Source organism: Anaerotignum sp. (genome assembly GCF_040307045.1).
In the GTDB taxonomy this organism is placed as follows: domain Bacteria; phylum Bacillota; class Clostridia; order Lachnospirales; family Anaerotignaceae; genus Chakrabartyella.
In genome coordinates, this window is sequence record NZ_JAWRKF010000010.1 from 19,215 (window position 1) to 41,208 (window position 21,994).

General features: G+C 38.9%; 14 protein-coding genes, 1 tRNA gene and 1 pseudogene. 14 read left to right on the plus strand and 2 right to left on the minus strand.

Annotated features, from left to right (window positions below; genetic code table 11):
* The first annotated feature begins 44 nt into the window (after positions 1-44).
* Together ABVZ64_RS06980 and ABVZ64_RS06985 are read left to right on the plus strand one after the other, a co-directional pair.
* Positions 45-653 (plus strand): PilZ domain-containing protein, encoded by a 609-nt coding sequence (locus tag ABVZ64_RS06980; protein ID WP_352400314.1) that lies wholly within the window; start codon positions 45-47, stop codon positions 651-653.
* Complete coding sequence (locus tag ABVZ64_RS06985; RefSeq protein ID WP_352400315.1) at positions 640-5,778, plus strand: S-layer homology domain-containing protein; 5,139 nt, start codon at positions 640-642, stop codon at positions 5,776-5,778. Before ABVZ64_RS06980 ends, ABVZ64_RS06985 begins: the two co-directional genes overlap by 14 nt.
* 134 nt (positions 5,779-5,912) lie before the next feature.
* Here the strand turns inward: ABVZ64_RS06985 and ABVZ64_RS06990 are convergent.
* Positions 5,913-5,985, minus strand: a tRNA-Arg gene (locus ABVZ64_RS06990).
* Positions 5,986-6,169: 184 nt separating this feature from the next.
* Here ABVZ64_RS06990 and ABVZ64_RS06995 point away from each other — a divergent pair.
* Genes ABVZ64_RS06995 through ABVZ64_RS07010 form a run of 4 tightly spaced genes read left to right on the plus strand, consistent with a single transcriptional unit; the run spans position 6,170 to position 11,590 of the window.
* Positions 6,170-7,768, plus strand: a complete 1,599-nt coding sequence (locus tag ABVZ64_RS06995) for a response regulator (protein ID WP_352400316.1) — start codon at positions 6,170-6,172, stop codon at positions 7,766-7,768.
* Positions 7,769-7,779: 11 nt separating this feature from the next.
* Positions 7,780-9,591, plus strand: a complete 1,812-nt coding sequence (locus tag ABVZ64_RS07000) for a sensor histidine kinase (protein WP_352400317.1) — start codon at positions 7,780-7,782, stop codon at positions 9,589-9,591.
* 1 nt (position 9,592) lies between these two features.
* Positions 9,593-10,552, plus strand: a complete 960-nt coding sequence (locus tag ABVZ64_RS07005; protein WP_352400318.1) for a hypothetical protein — start codon at positions 9,593-9,595, stop codon at positions 10,550-10,552.
* A gap of 12 nt (positions 10,553-10,564) precedes the next feature.
* The gene (locus ABVZ64_RS07010) at positions 10,565-11,590 is read left to right on the plus strand and encodes a galactose ABC transporter substrate-binding protein (RefSeq protein WP_352400319.1); all 1,026 of its coding nucleotides are present in this window, start codon (positions 10,565-10,567) and stop codon (positions 11,588-11,590) included.
* A gap of 55 nt (positions 11,591-11,645) precedes the next feature.
* Here the strand turns inward: ABVZ64_RS07010 and ABVZ64_RS07015 are convergent.
* A pseudogene (locus ABVZ64_RS07015) lies at positions 11,646-11,992 on the minus strand (YjdF family protein).
* Positions 11,993-12,689: 697 nt separating this feature from the next.
* Here ABVZ64_RS07015 and ABVZ64_RS07020 point away from each other — a divergent pair.
* From ABVZ64_RS07020 to ABVZ64_RS07055, 8 genes are all read left to right on the plus strand, one after another.
* Positions 12,690-13,724 (plus strand): galactose ABC transporter substrate-binding protein, encoded by a 1,035-nt coding sequence (locus tag ABVZ64_RS07020; RefSeq protein WP_352400320.1) that lies wholly within the window; start codon positions 12,690-12,692, stop codon positions 13,722-13,724.
* Positions 13,725-13,821: 97 nt separating this feature from the next.
* Positions 13,822-15,327 (plus strand): galactose/methyl galactoside ABC transporter ATP-binding protein MglA, encoded by a 1,506-nt coding sequence (mglA, locus tag ABVZ64_RS07025; protein ID WP_352400321.1) that lies wholly within the window; start codon positions 13,822-13,824, stop codon positions 15,325-15,327.
* Between the two features lie 16 nt (positions 15,328-15,343).
* Complete coding sequence (locus ABVZ64_RS07030; RefSeq protein WP_352400322.1) at positions 15,344-16,345, plus strand: ABC transporter permease subunit; 1,002 nt, start codon at positions 15,344-15,346, stop codon at positions 16,343-16,345.
* 97 nt (positions 16,346-16,442) lie between these two features.
* Positions 16,443-16,697 (plus strand): hypothetical protein, encoded by a 255-nt coding sequence (locus ABVZ64_RS07035; protein WP_352400323.1) that lies wholly within the window; start codon positions 16,443-16,445, stop codon positions 16,695-16,697.
* A gap of 14 nt (positions 16,698-16,711) precedes the next feature.
* Complete coding sequence (locus ABVZ64_RS07040; protein WP_352400324.1) at positions 16,712-17,977, plus strand: galactokinase; 1,266 nt, start codon at positions 16,712-16,714, stop codon at positions 17,975-17,977.
* A gap of 3 nt (positions 17,978-17,980) precedes the next feature.
* On the plus strand, positions 17,981-18,970 hold the full coding sequence (galE, locus tag ABVZ64_RS07045) for a UDP-glucose 4-epimerase GalE (protein ID WP_352400325.1): 990 nt from the start codon (positions 17,981-17,983) through the stop codon (positions 18,968-18,970).
* A gap of 12 nt (positions 18,971-18,982) precedes the next feature.
* Complete coding sequence (gene galT / locus ABVZ64_RS07050; RefSeq protein WP_352400326.1) at positions 18,983-20,485, plus strand: UDP-glucose--hexose-1-phosphate uridylyltransferase; 1,503 nt, start codon at positions 18,983-18,985, stop codon at positions 20,483-20,485.
* A 3-nt stretch (positions 20,486-20,488) separates the two neighbouring features.
* Entirely contained in the window at positions 20,489-21,505 is a 1,017-nt protein-coding gene (locus ABVZ64_RS07055) for an aldose epimerase family protein (RefSeq protein ID WP_352400327.1), read from the plus strand.
* The last annotated feature ends 489 nt before the right edge of the window (positions 21,506-21,994 follow it).

Sequence of the window (21,994 nt, forward strand, 5' to 3'; positions counted from 1 at the left end):
AAATGAAAAAAGAAAAAAAGGGGAATCGTTTGGAGGGATAGACCTTGGCAATTAAGTGTATTTTACTAGACGAACAAAGCAATATCATTGATTATGCGGACCTAAGTTTTATGGGAAATGGCATATCTTTTTTAATTCCGTTTACCGAGGACACAATAAATGAATTTCAAAAAGGGGATAAAATTATTTTTCAGGTGGAAAATAAGTATAATCAAATTTACGATGCCGATATTAGTGAAATTTCATATGGAAAAATTCATCTAGAAGAAGTAAGAAACTTAGCACCATTATTACATAGGGATGTAAGGGTTGAAGTTGAAATCCAATCAACCATTTTTTATAGCGAAGGCGGAAAAGATATTCCTGTAGATATTAATTTAAGAGACTTAAGCTGTGGTGGGATGTGTTTTGTTTGCAAAGAGGATTTGAGCATGGATAATGAGTATGTTTTTATGACCAACTGGATTGAAACACCCATTTTGGTTAAATTCAAAATTTTGCGTAAGGAAAGTGCCAACTACAATATGTTTACTTATGGATGCGAGTTTCAGGAGTTGCTTAGAACAGAAGAAAGCTTGTTAAGGGCAAGTGTCTTTAAGATACAAGCCATGAATTATAGACGAAAAAGGATGGATGAGGATGATGCAGTTTAAAAAGTCATTGCTGAATAAACTAAAGAAAGCAACGGCCTTTGCTTTAGTAGCAACAATTTTTACGGCAGATTTATGTTATGTACATACAGAAAGAGTCTATGCAGCCCCTTTTAACATGGGCCAGGAGAACCATTGGGCTGAACAATTTATGCGTAACCTATATAACCGGGGCATAATAAGTGGGGATAAGAATGGAAATATGAACCCAGATAAGCCCATTACAAGAGCAGAGTTTGTATCAATTATAAATCGTACTTTTGGCTACACGAAGGGGGGGAGAAATCCCTTTAAGGATGTAAAAGGTACAGAGTGGTATGCAGATGATATTGCAATTGGGTATAACCAAGGGTACTTTTCAGGGGATGGAAAAAACACAGCCAACCCCCAAGGAAGATTAACAAGAGAACAGGCAGTTGCCATGTTAGGTAGAAATCTAAAGCTAGAGGAAATTCCTGGGGTAAACACCTCTTTTGCTGATGGGAAAAATGTTGCCAGTTGGAGTAGAGGCTATGTTAATTCTGCAACGGAAAAAGGCTTTATTTCTGGCTATAAAGATAAAACATTTAAACCCCAAAACTATATAACCAGAGCGGAAGTGGCCAAGGTGCTTTCGGATGCGGTTGGTGAATTGGTCGTTTCTTCAGGAACAAAATACTTAGGATCCCAAAATGGTAATGTTACCATTGCATCATCCGGCGTAACCCTGAAAGATACCATTATCAAAGGTGACCTCTATATCACAGAAGGTACTGGACTAGGTCATACATATTTTGAAAATGTGCATGTTTTAGGGGATGTGATTGTCAGTGGTACTGGTGAAAGTTATGCAGGGAAAAGCAGTATTACATTCCAGGATTGTTCTGTAACCAATCTAATCGTAGATGGGACAAGCAAGAATATAAAGTCAATTAAGTTAAGTGGCAATACCATTGTTGATAATACAAAGATAAAGAGTAGTACCTATCTAGAAGAAACCGCAAGCCGTGGTGGCGGTTATAAAAATGTTGTGCTGGATGGGCCTATAAAGACAGAGCTCCATTTATCAGGACTTTTTGACCAGGTAACAGTAAAAGCCTCTCAGAATTATTTGTATTTGGATAAGGAAACCATAGATACCCTAATTATTGACGAAGAAGCCGTAGGTAGCAAGGTGCTTTTGGATGTTGATACTTATGTAAACAAAATGTATATGGATGTTGGCATTGAAGTTTCTGGCCAAGGGGAAATCGGCTATTTAAAAGTAAATGCTACAGGTGGTAAGGTTTCTATGCTCCCTGATGAAATAGAAATCAGACCAGGTTTAACTGCCAATATCAATGGCAAGGATATGACAAGTAAGGATGCGGAAGAGGCATCGGATTATCCTAGAATTCTGGCAGATTACCCTGAAGCTGTGGAAATTGGTTCAACAGATGCAGTGGGTAAGTTTAAAACCAACAAACCGGGTACAATTTATTGGACAATAACATACTACGAAGATGGTAGGCCAAAAGAAGAAGAAATTTTAAAACCTGGAAAATATAACACAAAAATTAAAAAGTCTGGATCATTTAAAATCGAATCTCAGACTGAAGTTTCCATAAAACTCTCTGGCTTAGAAATGGATACGGACTATATTTTATCTGCGGTGTTAATGGATGATAGAGGGGATAACAGCAACCGAAAAACTGATTATTTTACCACTTCCGATAACAGCAAGGCAGGGTTTTTGTCAGGATATCCAAAAGTAAAAGAAGTTGCTGATGTATCAGCAATTTTAGAATATGTTTCTAACAAAGACAGTGATTTGTATTGGGCTGTATATGAAAAAGGGCATCCAGCACCTGACAGCAAGGCTTTAAAATCACAAAAACTCTATGGAACAATTAAAAACGGAGTTGAAGAAGATTGTAAACGATATGAGGGAGATACCCTCTTGGTTTCAGGTTTAAAGGAATTAAATAGTTACGATTGTTACATTTTGTTATCTGATGGTTCAAACGATTCTTCTGTCACAAAGGTGCAGTTTACTACAAAGGATGCCACAGCTCCTCAGTTTAATTTGGGGTATCCTAAGCTTACAGCTTCAGAAAAAAACACCGCAGAAGTTGGGGTTAGCTTAAATGAAGAAGGTATGGTTTATTATGCTATTTACTTAGGTGGAACTCCTTTTCCTGTTCAAGAGCAAATAAATGCAGATCCTCCTGTTATTACTTCTGATGAAGCAAAACAACAAATCATCAAAGGAAAAGGCTCCGATAAGGCTGGCAAAACTTCAAACTTGAAGGCAGATACACCTACCAGCATCAAAATATCAGGCCTTAAGCCAGAAGAAGAGTATGATGTTTATTTCGTAGCTCAAGATAAGAGTGGGAATTTATCAGAAATTAAAAAGATAAGCATTGAAGCAAAACCTGATTTTATCACAAACTATCCTCAGTTGCGTGAAATTCACAATTTCTCAGCGAATATAGCAATTAATGTAACGAAAAACTGTAAGGCTTACTGGGCTGTGTTGCCTGCTGGCAGTATTGCACCAAATGCAAATAATCTGAAAACACAGATTATCTCTGGGTCAACCAATAAAGGCGTTATGGAAGGGTGTAAGAAAAACGAGGAATCAATTTTAACTGTGGATGGTCTGAAAGAATATTCGAAATATGATTTCTACGTTCTTGTATCCGACGGGCTAAAAGATTCTGATATTGTAAAACTTGAATTCCAGACGGCAGATTTATCCGCACCCATTTTTGCAAATGGATATCCAGCGCTAGACAAGGTTACTGATAAGTCCATTGATGTAAAGGTAAGAGTGAACGAAGCGGCTACAATTCACTATGTTTTATGCAAAAAAGGGGATACGTTTCCTCTTCCTGTGCCTCCTAGCACAGATAAACCGGCTTTAGATTCTGATGAGGCAAAGAATCAAGTTGTGCTGGGAAATAGTGGATTCAAGAGTGGTAAAATTTCTGCAAAGCAAAATGTTGAGACGAAAATCAGTGTGACGGGGTTAGTGGCAGAAACGCCCTATGACCTATTTATTGTTGCAAAGGATAACTTTGGAAATATTTCTAATGTTATTCATATGGATGTGAAGACAGCGGACTTTACAGCACCAAAGGCAACATTGGAATTCGAAGAAACAATCAGCGGAGATGTTGTTGCAGGAAGTGAGATTAGAATCAAGTTCAGCGAGGAAGTAATGGATAATGCCTCAAAGAAAAAATTGTCGGCTGTTAATAAGGATGCTTTGGGAGAAAATATTGTTCTATATGACCTTTCCGATGTTAAAAGACCAAAGGTGGGTATAGACTTTACAGGGGTTCGTGTAGAGGATATTGATGGAGCCACTGTTGTAACTTTCCCAAAAGGTGAGCTGAAGTTAAACAGTGGAAATACCTATGAATTTGAACTAAACAAAATTGTTGATACATCTGGTAATAGAATGGATGAAAAAACGTTGCTTCCATCTTTTAGCACAGTGGCACCTATGGTGGAGATTTTGAAGACTGTTCCCCCTCGGGAAATGGATATGACATTTGAGCTGGTTCCGCAGGTTTCAGAAACAAATGAAAATATTTTCTATGATGTTATATTCCGAAGCAGTGAAAAGGTAAGCTTTAAAGTATATGAAAAAGTAATGACTGATGCTATTCCCGCATTTAAAGAGGTTGAATCTGTGTCTGGGGAAAATGGCGTTATTGTAGAAAAGGGTAAATCTATTTCTCTTCAGTTTATCAAGGATAAATTGGTTGAGGGTGCGCCCTATAAGTATAATAAGTTCTCCGAGTTAGACCATACGGAATATGGGATTAAAATTATTTCTATCAATGGTGAAGAAGATAGAAATGGTTGGGAAAGTACCGTTAACTTTGGAGTGAAGTGTATCATCGGTGGTGAGGCAGGCCTTAGACCTGTTTCTGATAACCCAACAGATCGATTTGAAGGGGCAATAGCAGATGGTGATGTAACTATAGTAAACTATCCAAAGGACTTTAGTGTGAAGGTGTATTTTACAGATATGGTAGTTCCGGATTTTGTAGTTTCTGATCCACCTTATCCTAGACTTATAATAGGGGATACCATTGTAAGACCTGTGGTTCAAACAACAAAGAAGGCAACTTTCTATTATCTGGTTGCAAAAGAGGATAGTGTATCCAAGGTTACCCCTGATGCAATTATGAATGGAAGTTATAAGCCTCAAGACGGAGCCTGCGGTAGATTTAGCGTACCCAGTGGGTATACAGAAAATGAGTTTAGAATTGAAGGATTAAAACCTAATATAGACTATGTAATGTATTGCTTCTTAAAGGGAACGCCAGCGGCTACTTCGACAATGAAGGAAATAAAGTTTAGAACGAAAGAGATAGCACCTCCTATTATGAGTGGGGCACTAAAAGATAGGTTGGAAAACTCGGCTGTTATCGAGCTAACTTTGGATAAAGAGGCTGATATTGATTGGATTGTATTTGACAGCAAGCATAAACCTAATTCCATTTCTGCGGATACCATACGTAAAAAGGAAGAAAACGCAGTTTACAAACCCATTGATTATGGCTCATCTGTAGCTAAAATTAATAAGGGTGAAACTTTAGCAAAGTCCTCCATAACCATTAAAAATCTTGAAAGAAATGTTTATTATGATTTTTATGCAGTGGCAAAATCACCAGTAGGTGGTGGCGACTCTAAGGTTGTAGAAGTATTGAGTGTGACCCCAGCTGATAGAACTGCTCCAACTGTAAAGGTGCAAACTACGGTTACCAACTACGGAACAGGTAGTGCAGGAAGGCCATATAGTGGTTCGGTAAACCTTGCATTTAGTGAGCCCATTTATTACATTCCTGGTGATGGGGAAGAGTTAATAGCACTAACAGCACTAATTTTCCAGAATGAATTGGCGGTGGGGGATTTTACTGCAGATGTAATTTCTTCTAGCTCTACGGATGTAGGCGGGGGTGAAAGGGCATTGACATCGGTAACAATTAAGTTCTCCAATGTTTATAATAACTCCACCATGTATTTTAGTTATCCATTGTCAGATAAAAATACAAACGTTGCCGGGAAACTGTATTTATCCTTTGTAGACGAGGAAATAAATGGTCAAAATAGAGCCAAATCGTATTGGCAGCATGAGTTTGTTTATTAATATCTTTGCTTAAGCTGCGCTGATAAATAGTATTATTTGAAAGAAGGCAGATAACTTGGTTATCTGCCTTCTTTATGAGATAGAAAAAATAAAAGGCGTCTTTAGAAAAAGTAGTATTCTAAAGACGCCTTCTCTGCACTCTACAGGATTCGAACCTGCGGCCTTTCGGTCCGGAGCCGAACGCTCTATCCCCTGAGCTAAGAATGCATATATGGTACAGTTTATTTTACATGGATTGGAATAGGATGTCAAACTTTTCTGCATTATTATTAGCAAAAAGTCTGGGGGAATACAGGGAGGATATTATTTCTGTTGTTTCAATCGCCAAGTTTTTTTGCTATAATGACTATAAAAAGGGAAAACCTGGAACTTAGGTTTTAAGGAGGGAAAAATGTACGAGCCTTATAAAATTTTGCTGGTGGACGACGAAGAAGAGGTTCGTACCAGCATAATTAAAAAAATAGAGTGGGAAAAAGTGGGTTTCACGGTGATAGGAGATGCGGAAAATGGGCTAGATGCCTTAGAAAAGGTAGAAATTTATGAGCCGGATGTTGTTCTTACAGATATTCGTATGCCCTATATGGATGGTCTAGCTTTAGCGGATCAGATTAGGAAAATACGCCCGTCCATGAAGATTATTATATTTTCCGGATATGACGATTTTGATTATGCAAAACAGGCTATTTCCCTAAATATCTCAGAGTATATTTTAAAACCAGTGAATGCAAAGGAGCTTGTTGAGATATTAAAAAGAGTCAGAAAAAACCTTGATGACGAGATTGAACGTTTAAGGGGAGAAAAGGCTTTAAAAGAAAGTTATTATAAAAACCTTTCTATCCTTCGAGAAAATTTTCTTGGGAATTTGGTAAAAGGGAAGGTTAGAGGGGAAGAAATTGCCTCCTATATGGAAGAATATGATCTACCACTGCTTAAGGGAAACTACTGGGTTGTGATAAAACTAAATATGAGAAAAGGGGTTACAGAGCTAAACGGGCTACAAGGAGATGGGTTATTAACAGTCTCTATACGAAATCTAATAGATGAAAAGCTTGCCAACTGGGGCAGCTTTGCAACATTTCAGCGACCATCGGGTTTATGTGGCATTGTTGCTATGAGGAGCGAAAAAAGCCTGTCTGGACTCATGTCAGTATTAGAGGATGTATGCCGCGAGAGCAAGAGAATCTTAAAGCAACCCCTAACCATTGGCATTGGTACCGTGGTTAACCGTTTGGAGGAGATGGAGGTAAGCTATAGTGGTGCAAGGGAGGCTGTGGAGTATAGCAAACTTGCGGGGGATGTAATTTATATTAATGACGTAGAGCCTGTTCGAGAAGCAATCATGCGTTTGGATGAAAAGGCTGAGGCGGTTTTAAACTACTCTTTACGATTTGGCGATGAGGAGGCAATTATTTCTTGCGTTGAAAGTATAGCACAAAAAATGAAAACTGGAGCCGTAAGCCATAGTGGAATTCAAGCATATGTTATCGGAATTTTAAATGCCGTTTTAAGAGTGGTGCAAAAGTATGAGTTAGACGAGGCATTGATATTTGGAGAGTTTGCAGATTACAACGGTGTTATTTCTGGTGTTACAACGGCAGATGCTCTTTTTCAATGGCTAGAAAATATCTGTTTTTCTATTAGTGCTTGCTTAGCAAAGGAGAGGGTTGGAAGTACAAGGGCTTTAATCAGAGAAGCAAAGCGATATATTGCCGAGAACTACGCTAATACAGAATTGTCTTTGGAGACACTTTGTGGTCATTTGCATATGAGCACTGCCTATTTTTCTACAGTTTTCAAACGGGAAGTTGGAGAAAGCTATACATCGTATTTGACAGGAGTTCGATTAGAAAAAGCTGCAGAGTTATTAAAAGATACGGATTATAAGACTTATATGATTGCTGCTAAGGTTGGGTATGATGAACCCAATTATTTTAGCTATGTATTTAAAAAACGCTATGGTGTATCACCCAATAAGTTCCGAGGGAAATGAGGTGAAATCCTTTGAGTCTAAATAGCAGAGTCAAAGAATTGGTTCAACAATGGATTAACAGGCGAGGAAGAAGGCCTGAGCTAAAACAGGTAATTTGGTTTTCTTTCACGGCCACGGCGGTAGCCACGGCCATAATTATGGGTATTTCTTTTTATGGGCGTTTTTTGGCACAGATTAAGGAAACCTTTCGGGAGGAAAATCAATTTTTAATGGAGCAAGCCAGTTATAGCTTTAGCAACCACCTACGAAACATGATGAAAATTTCGGATTCTCTATATTATAGCGTAATTAAGAAGACGGACATGGAGACAGAGTCGGTAACAGAATCCTTTCAGTTGATGTACGATACCAATAAAGATCATATTGAGAGAATTGCATTATTTTCCATGGATGGACGTTTGTTGGAGTCGGCACCAGCAGGAAAGATGGCAAAAAATACTAATATCAAAAGAGAGGACTGGTATTGGGATACCTTATCCAGTGAAGAAAATATTTGTCTGGGAAAACCTGAGGTTGCCCATTTATTTGAACCAAGCCGCCAAGAGTATACCCGTGTGGTACCTATGACAAGGATTGTTCAGATGACCATTGGAGATCATATGGAAAGAGGAATTTTGTTAATACAACTAAGACATAATGACTTTCATGATATTTTTAGCAATATTCTGTTGGGGGGTGGGTCCTATCTTTATCTCACAGATGCAGATGGTAGTATTATTTATCACCCTCACCAAGAGCTGGTACAAAGTGGTTATATGGAGGAAGCAATGGATTTAGATAACATAACCACCACTAGGATTGTAAAAAATAAAGAGGGGAAGCAAGGGGAGTATTTTGTCAAAACCGTGGGCTATACAGGTTGGAAGATTGTGGGTGTAACGCAAACAGACGGAATCGCTCTAAACACATTTAAAAGTAGTATGTTTATAGCATTTTTAACATTATTTTTTCTAAGTATCATTGTTGTAATCAACTCGTTTTTGTCTAAGCGGGTTTCAGCACCTATGGGTCGATTAGAAGAAGCTGTGAATCAAATCGAAGCGGGAAATTTGGATACGGATATAGAACCTTCAGGTTTTTATGAAGTATGGCATCTGGGACGGGCCATAGATAAGATGAAAAACAATCTAAAAAGGCTTATGGAGGATATTGTTAAGGAGCATGAGGCAAAGCGAAAGAGCGAACTGATGGCTTTACAGAATCAAATCAATCCCCATTTTTTATATAACACTTTGGATATCATTGTCTGGATGATTGAAAACGGAAAAAAAGATGATGCAGTAAATGTTGTTACAGCCCTGGCTAGGTTTTTTCGTATAAGTTTAAGCCGTGGGCGTACGGTTATTACCGTGCAGGATGAGATAGAGCACGTACGGAATTACCTAATGATACAAGAGATGAGATTCAAAAATCGATTTTCCTATGAATTTTATCTGGAGGAGGGGGTAGAGTCATTAGGCACCATAAAATTGATTCTACAGCCAATCGTAGAAAATGCTGTTTATCATGCCATGGAATTTATGGATGGGGATGGTGTAATTAGGATTTCTGTTTTGCGCCAAGGGAAAGATTTATTATTCCTTATTCAAGATAATGGTTGTGGCATGACTCGTGATCAAGTGGTGAAATTGATGGGTGGAATGGAAATTTGCTCAGAGAAGGGGGCAGGTGTTGGGCTCAAAAATGTTAGAGAGAGAATACGCCTTGTTTTTGGAGATGCATATGATGTTTCTATTGTTTCTGAGCCTGATGAAGGAACGGAAGTGAGAGTTAAAATTCCTGCCATTGCCTATGATTCATTACGTCAGAGGGGGTTGGATTGAGGTGAAAAAAAGAAAAATTTTCGTTATTGTCATTATCGACATGATCCTTTTATCATTTTTTCTATTGGCATCTTCAACAGATTTGATCCTAAAAGAGCGTCAAGAAAAGTCATATAAACTGACTGTCCTTGTTGACGCAGTAAACTCAGAATGTGATGAGAATTTTAAAATGGGTATTACAAAAGGTGCTATGGATTGGAATATGGATGTCAACCTAAGCTATATTTCAAATTATGAGGCGGTTGAGGAAATTAAGTTGCTGCTGCAAAAAGAAATAGATAATGGCTCTGTGGGACTGATTTTAAATTGCAACAATAAAGAACTGGCAGAGGCTATTATTTCTGAAATTCCTGTTGGTATGCCTGTTATCCTGTGGAATATGAGTTTGGATGCACCTAGAGTGCGAGGGGAAGTTTCCGTGGACAGGGAAGAAGAGATTACGTTGTTGATGCAGGCAGTTATGGATGCAAGAACTGAGGGGCAGGATGTGGCGTTAATTGAGCGTAATGGTGTATATGAAAAGGAAAAAAGTATCCATGAGGAGTTGAGTAGAAGGCTTTTGGAGCAGGGAGTTCAGGTAAGATTGGTGAAAATTAATGAGTTAAGTTCCGCCGATACACTGGTTAAGGGAATGGCAGTACAAAATAAAAATATATTAGTGTCTGCTGATTTTATGGTACTAAAGGCCCTGGCGGACAGTTGCCAAAAAAGCAAGATAGTATTACCCCTTTATGGTCTTGGATGGGGGTTAAGCGTTAGAGATTGTCTTGAGGAGGGGTATATTAGCGGGTTGGTGGTACAGCGCAGTTATGAAGCGGGATATTTGGCCTTAAGCAAGGTGGCTGGATTGGTAAAAAAAGAGGATGCTAGGAAAGAGGTATTCGCTGTTGAAAGTGCTTTGGTTACCCCCATCAATATGTATCTGCCAGAAATAGAGACTTTTATTTTTCCTTATGTCTAAAAGGGGGACAAGATGAGAAATAGAAAACGAAGCTATAACTTTATAAGTGTAATTTTAGTTTTTTTAATGGTATCTATCTGGTTTTATTTTGACCAAGAACAACAAACAAAAAGTATTCAAATAGGGGTATCTTTGTACTTGGAAAACGACACTTTTGTGGAAAAAATTTTAAGCGCCATGGAACAGGAAGCCCTAAATTATGAAGAAGAGACTGGGGTAAACGTTATCTTAAATGTATCTGTTGCAAATGGGAGCCAGCGAACGCAAAATGAACAGGTAAAACGCTATGTTGAAATGGGATATGATGCCATTTGTGTTAATCTGGTAGACAGAACAAATGCTGCAGCCATCGTTGACCTGGGGGTTTTTGAGGGCGAGGATGTGCCCATTGTTTTTTTTAATAGGGAGCCTGTTGCCGAGGATATTATGCGTCGGGATATGGTGTATTATGTTGGATCGGATGCAAAGCAAAGTGCAGTTCTACAAGGTCAAGCAGTGGTAGAATGTTATCAGAATTACCCTAAGCTGATGGATAAGAATGGAGACGGTGTGCTGCAATATGTGATGCTTGAAGGAGAGATGGGCCATCAGGATGCCATTATGCGTTCGGACTACTCTTTGCAGACAATTGTTAACATGGGAGTGCCATTACATAAACTTGCTTCTGAAACAGCAGACTGGAACCGCAAGCGGGCATCGGATTTGATGGAGCAATGGATAGAGAGTTATGGTGATGACATAGAATTGGTTCTTTGTAATAACGATGATATGGCATTGGGGGCACTGGATATTTTGAGTAAAACTAGCATAAAGGCGGCAGTTTTCGGCATAGATGCAACGGATGTAGGCATACAGGCCCTGGATGAGGGAGCCCTTTGGGCAACTGTGGATTGCAATAGTAAGGAGCAAGGACAGGCGGTTTTGCGCATTGCAGCGGATTTAGCGATGAAAGGTTCTCTATCTGATAAGTTAGAGCTTACTCAGCAAAGGTATGTAAGAGTTCCTTTAATCAAAAAAATCAGTACCTCGTTAGGCTAGAAAAACACAGAGGTTAATGACCTCTGTGTTTTTCTATTCGTTTTTGTTGTTTTAATTAAAACTGTCGGTCTTTTTCAGCCTTCCGCTGTTCCCGGGTGGTTTTTTTTGTTCTGTTTTTTTCTGTTCTAGTTGAAGCTTTAGAGCCTGTTGTGCTTTTGTACCAATCCCGGAGTTTTGCATTTCCTTTTTAACTTGTTGTTGCCTTCTTTTGGGGTTGATACGTTGTTTTACTAGGGGTGCTGCATTGATGGAGGGACTAAACCTTAGCTTTCCGAAGTTTTTCAATAAAAAGTCGTGTACCTCATAGTCTTTTGGTTCTGGCCCAAATATGATTCTACAAACCTCATATTTTTTGTTGCTTTCCCTTTCGTATATTCCGACCCAAAAGGGTTCCTGAATCAAAGTGTCACTGTAAAACGAATCTTCTCCATACTGATTCCTCCTTTGATTTGCAATAACAAAGAAGGGACAACCAAGGAGGCAGGTTACTGACAGCGTTGCTGCGTCCGGACTACCAACCGGAACTGTGTTTTTATCTTTGTAACTTGATTGTAATACTCTTTTATTATAGGGTCAAATGTTTTTGGCTAAAAGAAAAATAATAAGCTGTTTATTATTTCCCCATAGATATTGATTTGCATTGTTTGCCCTTGCATGGAACGATTTGAGTTTCCATTGTCAGATCCCTTTATGTTAAGGTGTTAAAATAAAATACAATAATTTTTAAAAACATCCCTATACAGGGATGTTTTTTTGTTTGCGGGAAAGAATACTCTTTGATCTTACAACAATAATTTATATAATGGTGGTTTTGTAAAGGGAGCAATCTATTTAGCCATATTATTTTATGAAAAATAAATAGTACAAAAGTTAACTATTAATAACATAATATGAATGATATCACATCGTTTTTTGTCATTTTTGCCGATAAAATCAAAGAAATTTTAAGACTATGTGAAAAAAATTATATGTATCCTTTAAAAACCCTTTGTTATAATATGACTATCGACACATGGAAGGGAAAATCGGTTGGTTCCGTTGTCGAAAAGAATGAAATTATTGTCACGCAAGAGGACAAAACCAAGAGGAGGAGTAAAACATGAAGAAAAGATTTTTTGCGTTGCTTATGGCATCTGTTATGATGCTGGGCTTGGCGGCTTGTGGAAACAGCAGTAGCAGTGGTGAAGCTGGAGGGACAGATTCCGCAGAATTGCCAAAGGTAGGTGTATTGATCTACAAGTATGATGATACATACATCTCTACCGTTAGAAATGCTTTGCAAGAAGCATTGGACGGTAAAGCTGATGTAATCATGCAAGATGGTAAAGGCGATCAGGCCACACAAAACGACCAGTTAGATGTTTTAATCGAAAAGGGCGTTGACGTACTTGCAGTTAACATGGTTGATGCAAAGGCAGCAAGTGGGGTAGTTGAAAAAGCAAAAACAGCAGGCATTCCTACTGTATTCTTCAACAGAGAACCTGATACGGATGTAGTGAAATCTTTCGAAAAAGCTTGCTTCATTGGTACCAATGCAGCGGATGCTGGTAAGATGCAGGGCGATATCATCAAAGATTTGTTTGACGCTCACCCTGAATATGACTTGAATGGTGATGGTAAAGTTCAGTATGTAATGTTCCAGGGCGAACCTGACAACCCTGAAGCAATCGCACGTACACAGTATAGCGTAGAGCAGGCTGTTGCAAATGGCGTTCAGATGGAACAGGTTGGTCAGACTCAGGTATGTAACTGGGATACAGAAACAGCTCAGAAAGCAATGGAAGCTATGCTTGCTTCTAACGAAGGCAAGATTGAATTGGTAATTGCTAATAACGATGGTATGGCAATTGGTTGTATCGCGGCCCTTTCTAACATTGGCTACAACACAGGTGCTGAAGGTGCAAAATTCATCCCTGTTGTTGGTGTAGATGCAACTGATGCAGCAAAAGAAGCGATTTCCCAGGGCACAATGAGTGCAACCGTACTTCAGGATGGTGTTGCCATGGGTAATGCTATTGCGGCGGTAGTATTGAACTTGGCTAATGGTGCTGAATTCTTAGAAGGCACAGATTATGCTTTTGATGAATCCGGCGTAGCAGTTCGTATTCCTTACGCACCTTATACTGGAGAATAATCTTTCTTTTGAAGTAACAGAACATTTCAAATTAAGAACGCACAGTGGGGGTTCTCCACTGTGCGTTCTGCAATAAAAGAAAGCGTGGTGAATTGCAATGAGTGAAGGACAACATGAGTATGTATTGGAAATGACGGGAATTGAAAAACAATTTCCGGGGGTTAAGGCGTTGGATCAAGCTATGCTTAAGCTACGTCCGGGCACCGTCCACGCTTTGATGGGAGAAAACGGAGCAGGTAAGTCAACATTAATGAAATGCTTATTTGGTATATATAAAGAAGATGCTGGTGAAATAAAAATCGAAGGGGAGAAAATTCACTTTTCAGGCCCCAAAAATGCATTGGATAATGGTGTGGCAATGGTACACCAAGAGTTAAATCAAGTTTTAAAACGCAGTGTTATGGAAAATATCTGGTTGGGCCGTTTCCCCAAAACAGGTGGAATCATAAGCCATAAAACCATGTATGAAGAAACGAAAAAAGTTTTTGATGATTTGGATATACCCGTAAATCCGAAAACAATCATTGGTAAGCTAAGTGTATCCCAGCGCCAGATGGTTGAAATTGCAAAAGCGGTATCTTATAATGCGAAAATTCTGGTGCTTGACGAACCAACGTCATCCTTGACACATGAGGAGGTAGAGCATCTTTTTGAGATTATTAATAAATTACGCAATAAAGGCGTTGCCATGGTTTATATTAGCCATAAGATGGAAGAAATCCTTCGTATTTCCGATGAAGTGACTATCATGCGAGATGGCAAGTGGATAGCAACGGAAAATGCAGAAGACTTGACAACAGATAAAATTATTAAACTGATGGTGGGGCGTGACCTAACCGAGCGTTTTCCTCCCAAAACCAATGTTCCTGGAGATGTGGTTATGGAAGTGAAGAACCTTTCTGGAAGGTATACTCCCAGCTGCCAGGATGTAAGCTTTGAACTTCGAAAAGGTGAGGTTTTGGGCATTGCGGGGTTAGTGGGTAGCCGTCGTACTGAGCTGATGGAATTAATCTTTGGTATTGCCCATCGAGGATCAGGGGAAATTACCAAAGATAGTAAGGTAATAGAGAATAAGTCGCCAAAAGAAGCAATTCAAAATGGCTTTGCCATGTTAACGGAAGAACGCCGTGCAACAGGCATTTTTGCCGGAATGAGTATTACATTTAACTCCGTAATTGCCAATTTGAAAAGTTATAAGGCGGGCCCTTTTCTTTCGGATGGAAAGATGAAAGGCGATACCAAATGGGTTATTGATAGTATGCGTGTAAAGACACCTAACCAAAGAACCCATATTAGAACTCTTTCTGGCGGTAATCAACAAAAGGTTATCTTAGGTAGATGGCTATTAACCAAGCCAGACATTCTACTTTTGGATGAACCGACTCGTGGAATTGACGTTGGTGCCAAATACGAAATCTATCAGTTGATTTTAGACCTTGCCAACGAGGGTAAAAGTGTTATGATGGTATCCTCTGAAATGCCGGAGCTTTTAGGTATTTGTGACCGTATCATGGTCATGAGTAACGGGCGTGTTGCAGGTGTTTTGGACATAAAGGATGCAAGCCAAGAAGAAATTATGCGCCTGGCGGCACAGTTTGTATAAAGGGAGGTAAGATAGTATGGATAAAACAAAAAAGTGGAATGTGATTTTATTAGATTACGCCCTTTATCTAATTTTGGGTATTATGATTATCGGCGTTGTTATTGCGGATAGCTCATTCCTATCTATGAATAATATGTGGAAAATACTTTCCCAGGCATCTACAAGAGGTATTTTGGCGTTGGGCGTTGCCGGAATGATTGTTCTTGCTGGTACAGATCTTTCCGCAGGGCGTATTTTAGGCTGTGGTGCTGCCATTTCAGCATCTTTATTGCAAAGCGTGACATATGCTTCTCGTATGTATCCACAAATTACTGAACCATTGCCTATGATAATTCCTTTGTTTTTATCAATAGCAGTTTGCGTTGGTTTTTGTTTAATCAATGGTTTTGGTGTTGCAAAGCTTCATATGCATGCATTTATTATTTCCTTAGGTACTCAGCTCATTGCTTACGGTGTATTGTGTTTGTATATTGACAGCCAAAAGGGTGGCGCTCAGCCAATAGCCAGTTTGGACCCCAGATACATCAGTCTGGTGAATGGAAAGTTTTGGGGTGTTCCAAACCTTGTATGGTTTTTGATTCTTTGCGCAATTGTAATGTGGGTAATTTGGAATAAAACAACATTAGGGAAGAATATGTTCGCCATCGGTGGTAATACTGAGGCAGCTGCTGTTTCTGGTGTAAATGTTGCAAAAAATATAATGATGGTTTACTTGGTTGCCGGCGTACTTTATGGTATTGCTGCGTTCTTAGAAGCAGGCCGTATTCAGAGTGTTACCACAGCCACAGGTTTGAACTACGATTTGGATGCTATTTCTGGGTGTGTTATTGGCGGTGTTTCCTTCTCCGGCGGTGTTGGTACCATCCCTGGGGTATTGATCGGTGTAATTATTTTACAGGTGATCAATTATAGTTTATATTACTTGGGAGTTAACGCTTATTTACAATATGTAATCAAAGGGTTGATTATCATTCTTGCAGTAGCCATTGACGTTAGAAAATATATTGCCAAAAAGTAATGGTCCTCTTTACAATGCTAGGGAGGAAACATGATATTCATGATTCCCTCCGGATTTGTTTCGGGGGGAATTTTGCCAATAAAAGATGGGGGAGCCTATGGATAATCAAGATAGAAATGAAATCGCCTTATCTGCTGAGGTGCTAGAACAAAAACAACAGGAAATTGAATTAAAGGAAAAGGAACTTGCTGAAAAAGAAAGCATGATTAAAAAGGCTGAGGATCGGATAGCCAAGGCAAAATATAATCTGTATGATAAAATAGATGTTGATTTAAGCACCATGGACAAGATGATTGGTGTAGTGGCATTGGCCTTAGTGGCGGCCATCCTTTATGCAATTGTGAGCCGCTGATGAAAGGAGAAAAAATGGGAGTTTATACAATAGATGAGAAGGTTTTGCTAGATGCGTATCCAAGGTTTGAAAAAGATAAGGTTTATTATGAAAATAGAATCCAAAGGGTTATTAATGGATTTCAGAAGAGCTTTAATAATAAAAACCCCAGAATTTTCAGTGCCCCTGGACGAACGGAAATTGGGGGTAATCACACGGATCATCAACATGGGTGTGTGTTGGCAGCGGCAGTGGATCTGGATATTTTAGCAGCGGCATTGCCCAATGGAACAAATACAATTCGGGTGCTGTCTGAGGGTTTTCCTCCTGATGAAGTAAATATACAGGATCTGGACGTGAAAGAAGGAGAACGAAACACTTCTAAATCTTTAATACGTGGTGTGGCGGCAAGGATTACAGAGCTGGGCTATCAGTTGGAAGGATTTGATTTGTTTGCCACGTCCAATGTTTTGAAAGGCTCTGGGCTTTCTTCCTCGGCGGCCTTTGAAGTCCTTTTGGGTACCGTTATGAATGGTTTGTTTTGCAAAGGGGAGATTTCTCCAGTGGAAATTGCTCGCATTGGGCAATACGCAGAGAATAAATACTTTGGGAAAATGAGTGGGTTGATGGATCAAACGGCTTCTGCGGTAGGCGGTGTAGTGGCCATAGATTTTCATAATATTGAGATGCCGGTTGTAAAAAAATTAAATTTCCATTTTAAAGAATGGGGATATAGCCTTTGTATTGTTGATTCGGGGGCAGACCATGCTGATTTGTCTGATCAATATTCGGCAATACCTATGGAGATGGGATGGGTTGCCCAAAGGTTGGGGGTTAAGGTTTTACGGGATGCCGATCCTAAGCAGTTTGTTGCCAATCTTGCAGAAATAAGAAGTCAATTTGGTGATAGAGTTGTTTTTCGAGCATTGCATTTTTTTAGAGATAATCAAAGGGCAATTGAGGAGGCTCAGAGTCTATCTCAAGGAAAATTTCATGATTTTTTATCTCTTGTAAATGAATCGGGCATTTCCTCACTCATGTATTTGCAGAATGTATCTGTGGAAGGAAGCGTGCAAAACCAAGAGGTTTTATATGCATTGATGGCATGTGACATTTTGCTTGGTGGCAAAGGTGCCTTCCGTGTTCATGGTGGTGGTTTTGCCGGAACTGTTCAGGCATTTGTGCCCAATGAATTACTGGCTGACTTTAAAAACGGAATGGAAGCTATGGTTGGTGCGGGAAGTTGCCATGTACTTTCTATCCGCATGGCTGGCGGAGTTGAGTTAACAAAGGAGGGATAAAATATGGCGATTTTAGTTTTAGGTGGAGCGGGATATATTGGCTCCCATACTGTGTATGCCCTTTGTGAAGAGGGGCGGGATGTGGTTGTTGTGGATAACTTGGAAACGGGTTATGCAGCAGCAGTTCACCCCAAAGCCAGATTTTATAAGGGTGATATAAGCGATAAGAAATTTATAAATGGCGTTTTTCAAAAAGAAAAAATTTGTTCGGTAATTCATTTTGCAGCATATTCGTTGGTGGGGGAAAGTGTTACCCAACCCCTAAAATATTATGAAAACAATCTTTGTAAAACCAGGGACTTTTTAGAGTGCATGGTAGAAAATGGAGTGGACAAGATTGTTTTTTCCTCAACTGCAGCAACCTATGGTGAGCCAGAGCAAATGCCCATTATGGAAAGTGACCGAACAAAACCAACAAACCCTTATGGCGAAACAAAGCTTGCCATGGAAAAAATGTTTCACTGGGTGGCCCAGGCTCATGGAATTCGGTATGTGTCATTACGCTACTTTAACGCTTGCGGTGCCCATGATAGCGGAAAAATCGGGGAGGCACATAGCCCTGAAAGTCATTTGGTGCCGTTAATACTTCAGGTGCCCAATGGGCAAAGGGAGTATATTAGCATTTATGGGAATGACTATCCTACACCAGATGGTACTTGTATTCGCGATTATATTCATGTGACTGATTTAGCCATAGCTCATATTTTGGCGGTAGATTATCTTGAAAATGGTGGTAAAAGTGATATTTTCAACTTGGGAAATGGTATTGGTTTTTCTGTAAAAGAAGTAGTGGAAACAGCAAGAAAAGCCACAGGGCATCCTATTCCTGCCAAGGAAGTAGAACGTCGACCAGGGGATCCAGCCCAGTTAATCGCCTCCAGTAAAAAAGCCATGGATATTTTGGGATGGAATCCAACCCATGATAGTTTAGAAGAAATTATTTCTTCTGCCTGGAAGTGGCATAAAAACCACCCTAATGGATTTTTAAAATAAGGAGGGGATAAAATGGTTTTTAAGGCCATATGGGATTTGGTTTCCTATGGAATAGAAAAAGGTTTAATTGAGGAGTTTGACCGCGTTTATGTTACCAATTCGTTACTATCAGCTTTAGCTTTAGATGAGTTTGTGGAAGTGAAAGATAAGACAGAAGACAATTTAGAAAAAATCCTAAAAACTCTGGTGGATTATGCTGTAGAAAAAGGATTGATAGAGGACAGCATTGTTTATAGAGATCTGTTCGACACTAAACTGATGGGAATTTTGATACCTTTTCCTCGAGAGGTCATTGCAAAGTTTTTAAGGCTTTATAAAGAATCACCGGAAAAAGCCACAGATTGGTATTACGAATTTAGCCAAAATACAGATTATATTCGACGTTATCGACTAGAGAAAGACCGCAGATGGAAAACCCAAACTCCCTTTGGTGCGTTGGACATTACAATTAATCTCTCGAAGCCGGAAAAAGATCCAAAAGCCATAGCAGCTGCGAAAAATGCTCCGCCTTCGGGGTATCCCAAATGTATGCTATGCAAAGAGAACGAAGGATATGGCGGGCGTGTAAATCACCCGGCAAGGCAAAATCACCGAATTATTCCGATCCAAATTGGCGAAAAATCCTGGTGTTTTCAATACTCACCCTACGTTTATTATAATGAACATTGCATTGTATTTAGTGGTGAGCATACACCAATGAAGATAAATAGAAATACCTTTGAGAAAATGTTTGATTTTGTCAAATTTTTACCTCATTATTTTGTGGGCTCAAATGCAGATTTGCCTATAGTGGGAGGGTCTATCCTTTCCCACGATCATTTTCAAGGGGGAAAATATACCTTTGCTATGGAGCGGGCGAAGATGGAAAAAAACATCGTGTTTCATGGTTTTTCAGATGTTGTTGGGGGTATTGTAAATTGGCCAATGTCTGTTATTCGTCTGCAAAGTGAAAATGTGCAACAGATTATTGATTTGGCAGACCATATATTGCAAAGTTGGAGAGGATACTCAGATGAGGAGGCATTCATATTTGCAAAGACCCATGGAGAACCCCACAACACAATAACCCCCATTGCTAGGCAACGACAGGGAAAGTTTGAGCTAGACTTGGTTTTGAGAAATAACATTACTACAGAGGAGCATCCATTAGGGGTTTATCACCCTCATAAAAGGTTGCATCACATTAAAAAAGAAAATATTGGTCTAATTGAAGTCATGGGATTAGCGGTATTGCCAGCGCGCCTACTTACGGAAATGGAGCTTGTAAAGCAGGCAATTTTATCAAAAGCAGATTTGTATGCAGATGAGAAGATAGCAATTCATGCACCATGGGCACAGGAAATCGTAAATAAGTATAGTGATATTTCTAAAAACAATATTGATTCTATTTTAAGGGAAGAAATTGGGTCAGTGTTTGCTCAGGTTTTGGAAGATGCTGGCGTTTTTAAAGTGACGGAAAAGGGACGAGAATTTTTTGTACGGTTCCTAGAAAGTTGCGGCGGAGAGGTGAGATAGCCTGTGATATTTAAAGAGTTTTATGGAAATACCCAATACGACCAGCAGGTATATCGATTTACCCTGGTAAATAGGAGCGGCACAAGGGTATCCGTATTGACATATGGAGGTATTATCCAGTCTTTCTTTTTCCGAGGAATTGACATTGTTTTAGGTTTTGATAACCTTCAGAATTATGAGTTACAAGATGCCTACATTGGTGCCATTATAGGCAGATTTGCAAATCGAATCGGAAATGGGGTTTTTCCATTAAATAACACAACATATCATTTGGTAAAAAATAATGGGCCAAATCATTTGCATGGAGGGGTTGAAGGGTTTGACAGGAAGGTTTGGAGGGCAGAGGAAAAGGATGAATCCTTGCACTTATTTTATACTAGCCTTGATGGCGAAGAGGGATACCCTGGAAACTTAGAAACAGAAGTTGTCTATCATTTAGACGAAGAAAATTGCCTTTCCATTGAATACAAGGCAGCTACGGATAAAGATACCATCGTAAACTTAACAAATCATAGCTATTTCAATTTGAATGGTCACAGTTTTGGTACACTGGAGGAACATGAAGTCCAAATCTTTGGTGACACTTTTACAGAAAATGATGAAAATGCGTTGCCAACGGGGAAAATTAGGGGAGTTCATAATACACCCATGGATTTTAGGCAACCTAATCTCCTTCTAGACCGAATAGATGAGGATTATGATCAGCTTAAGTTTGGTAAGGGATACGATCATAACTGGGTGATTCATGGGGATGGCTTACGTCCCTTTGTTAAAGCAAGGGGGTTGGTATCGGGTATTATGATGGAGATTTTTTCCGATCAACCAGGGATGCAAATGTATACTGCAAATTTTTTAAATTTATCAATGAAAGGTAAAAATAATGCTATTTATCCAGCAAGGAGTGGGGTATGCTTTGAGACGCAAGGCTTCCCCGATGCACCTAACAAAAGGGGGTTCCCCTCATCTGTATTAAAAACGGGGGAACAATATAGGTCAAAAACCCTTATTGTTTTGCATTAAGAATAAAAGATAGAATTATTTTCTGGAAAAGAACTTCTTTTTTTAATATAAAGAAGTTCTTTTTTATTTTGTATCTGATATGAATATATTCAATATTACATAGGAATTCTATAAAACCTATGGACATAAGAAAATTGTTTTAAGAAATAAAAATTAGATTGTATGGAAGCTAATTTCGTAAATGCAAAGTGTTACTATTGAAAATTAAAAGGTAATATGCTAGTATGTATATAATATTAGCATAAATTACCACATATTGTAGATTTTATGCATGAAATTTGATATAGTATTAATAAAATGTGATTATTATTAAATAATTGTTATTTTGCAACAAAATGAAATGCAACTTAACATAAATGCTAACATATGTGGATGTTTTTATGATCTAGAGAGCAGAATTTTCTTACTAGGGTAAAAAGCAAATAAATATACATGGAGTTTTAGAAACTTTCAATCCAGATGAATATTATTATTTTTTGAAAATTATAT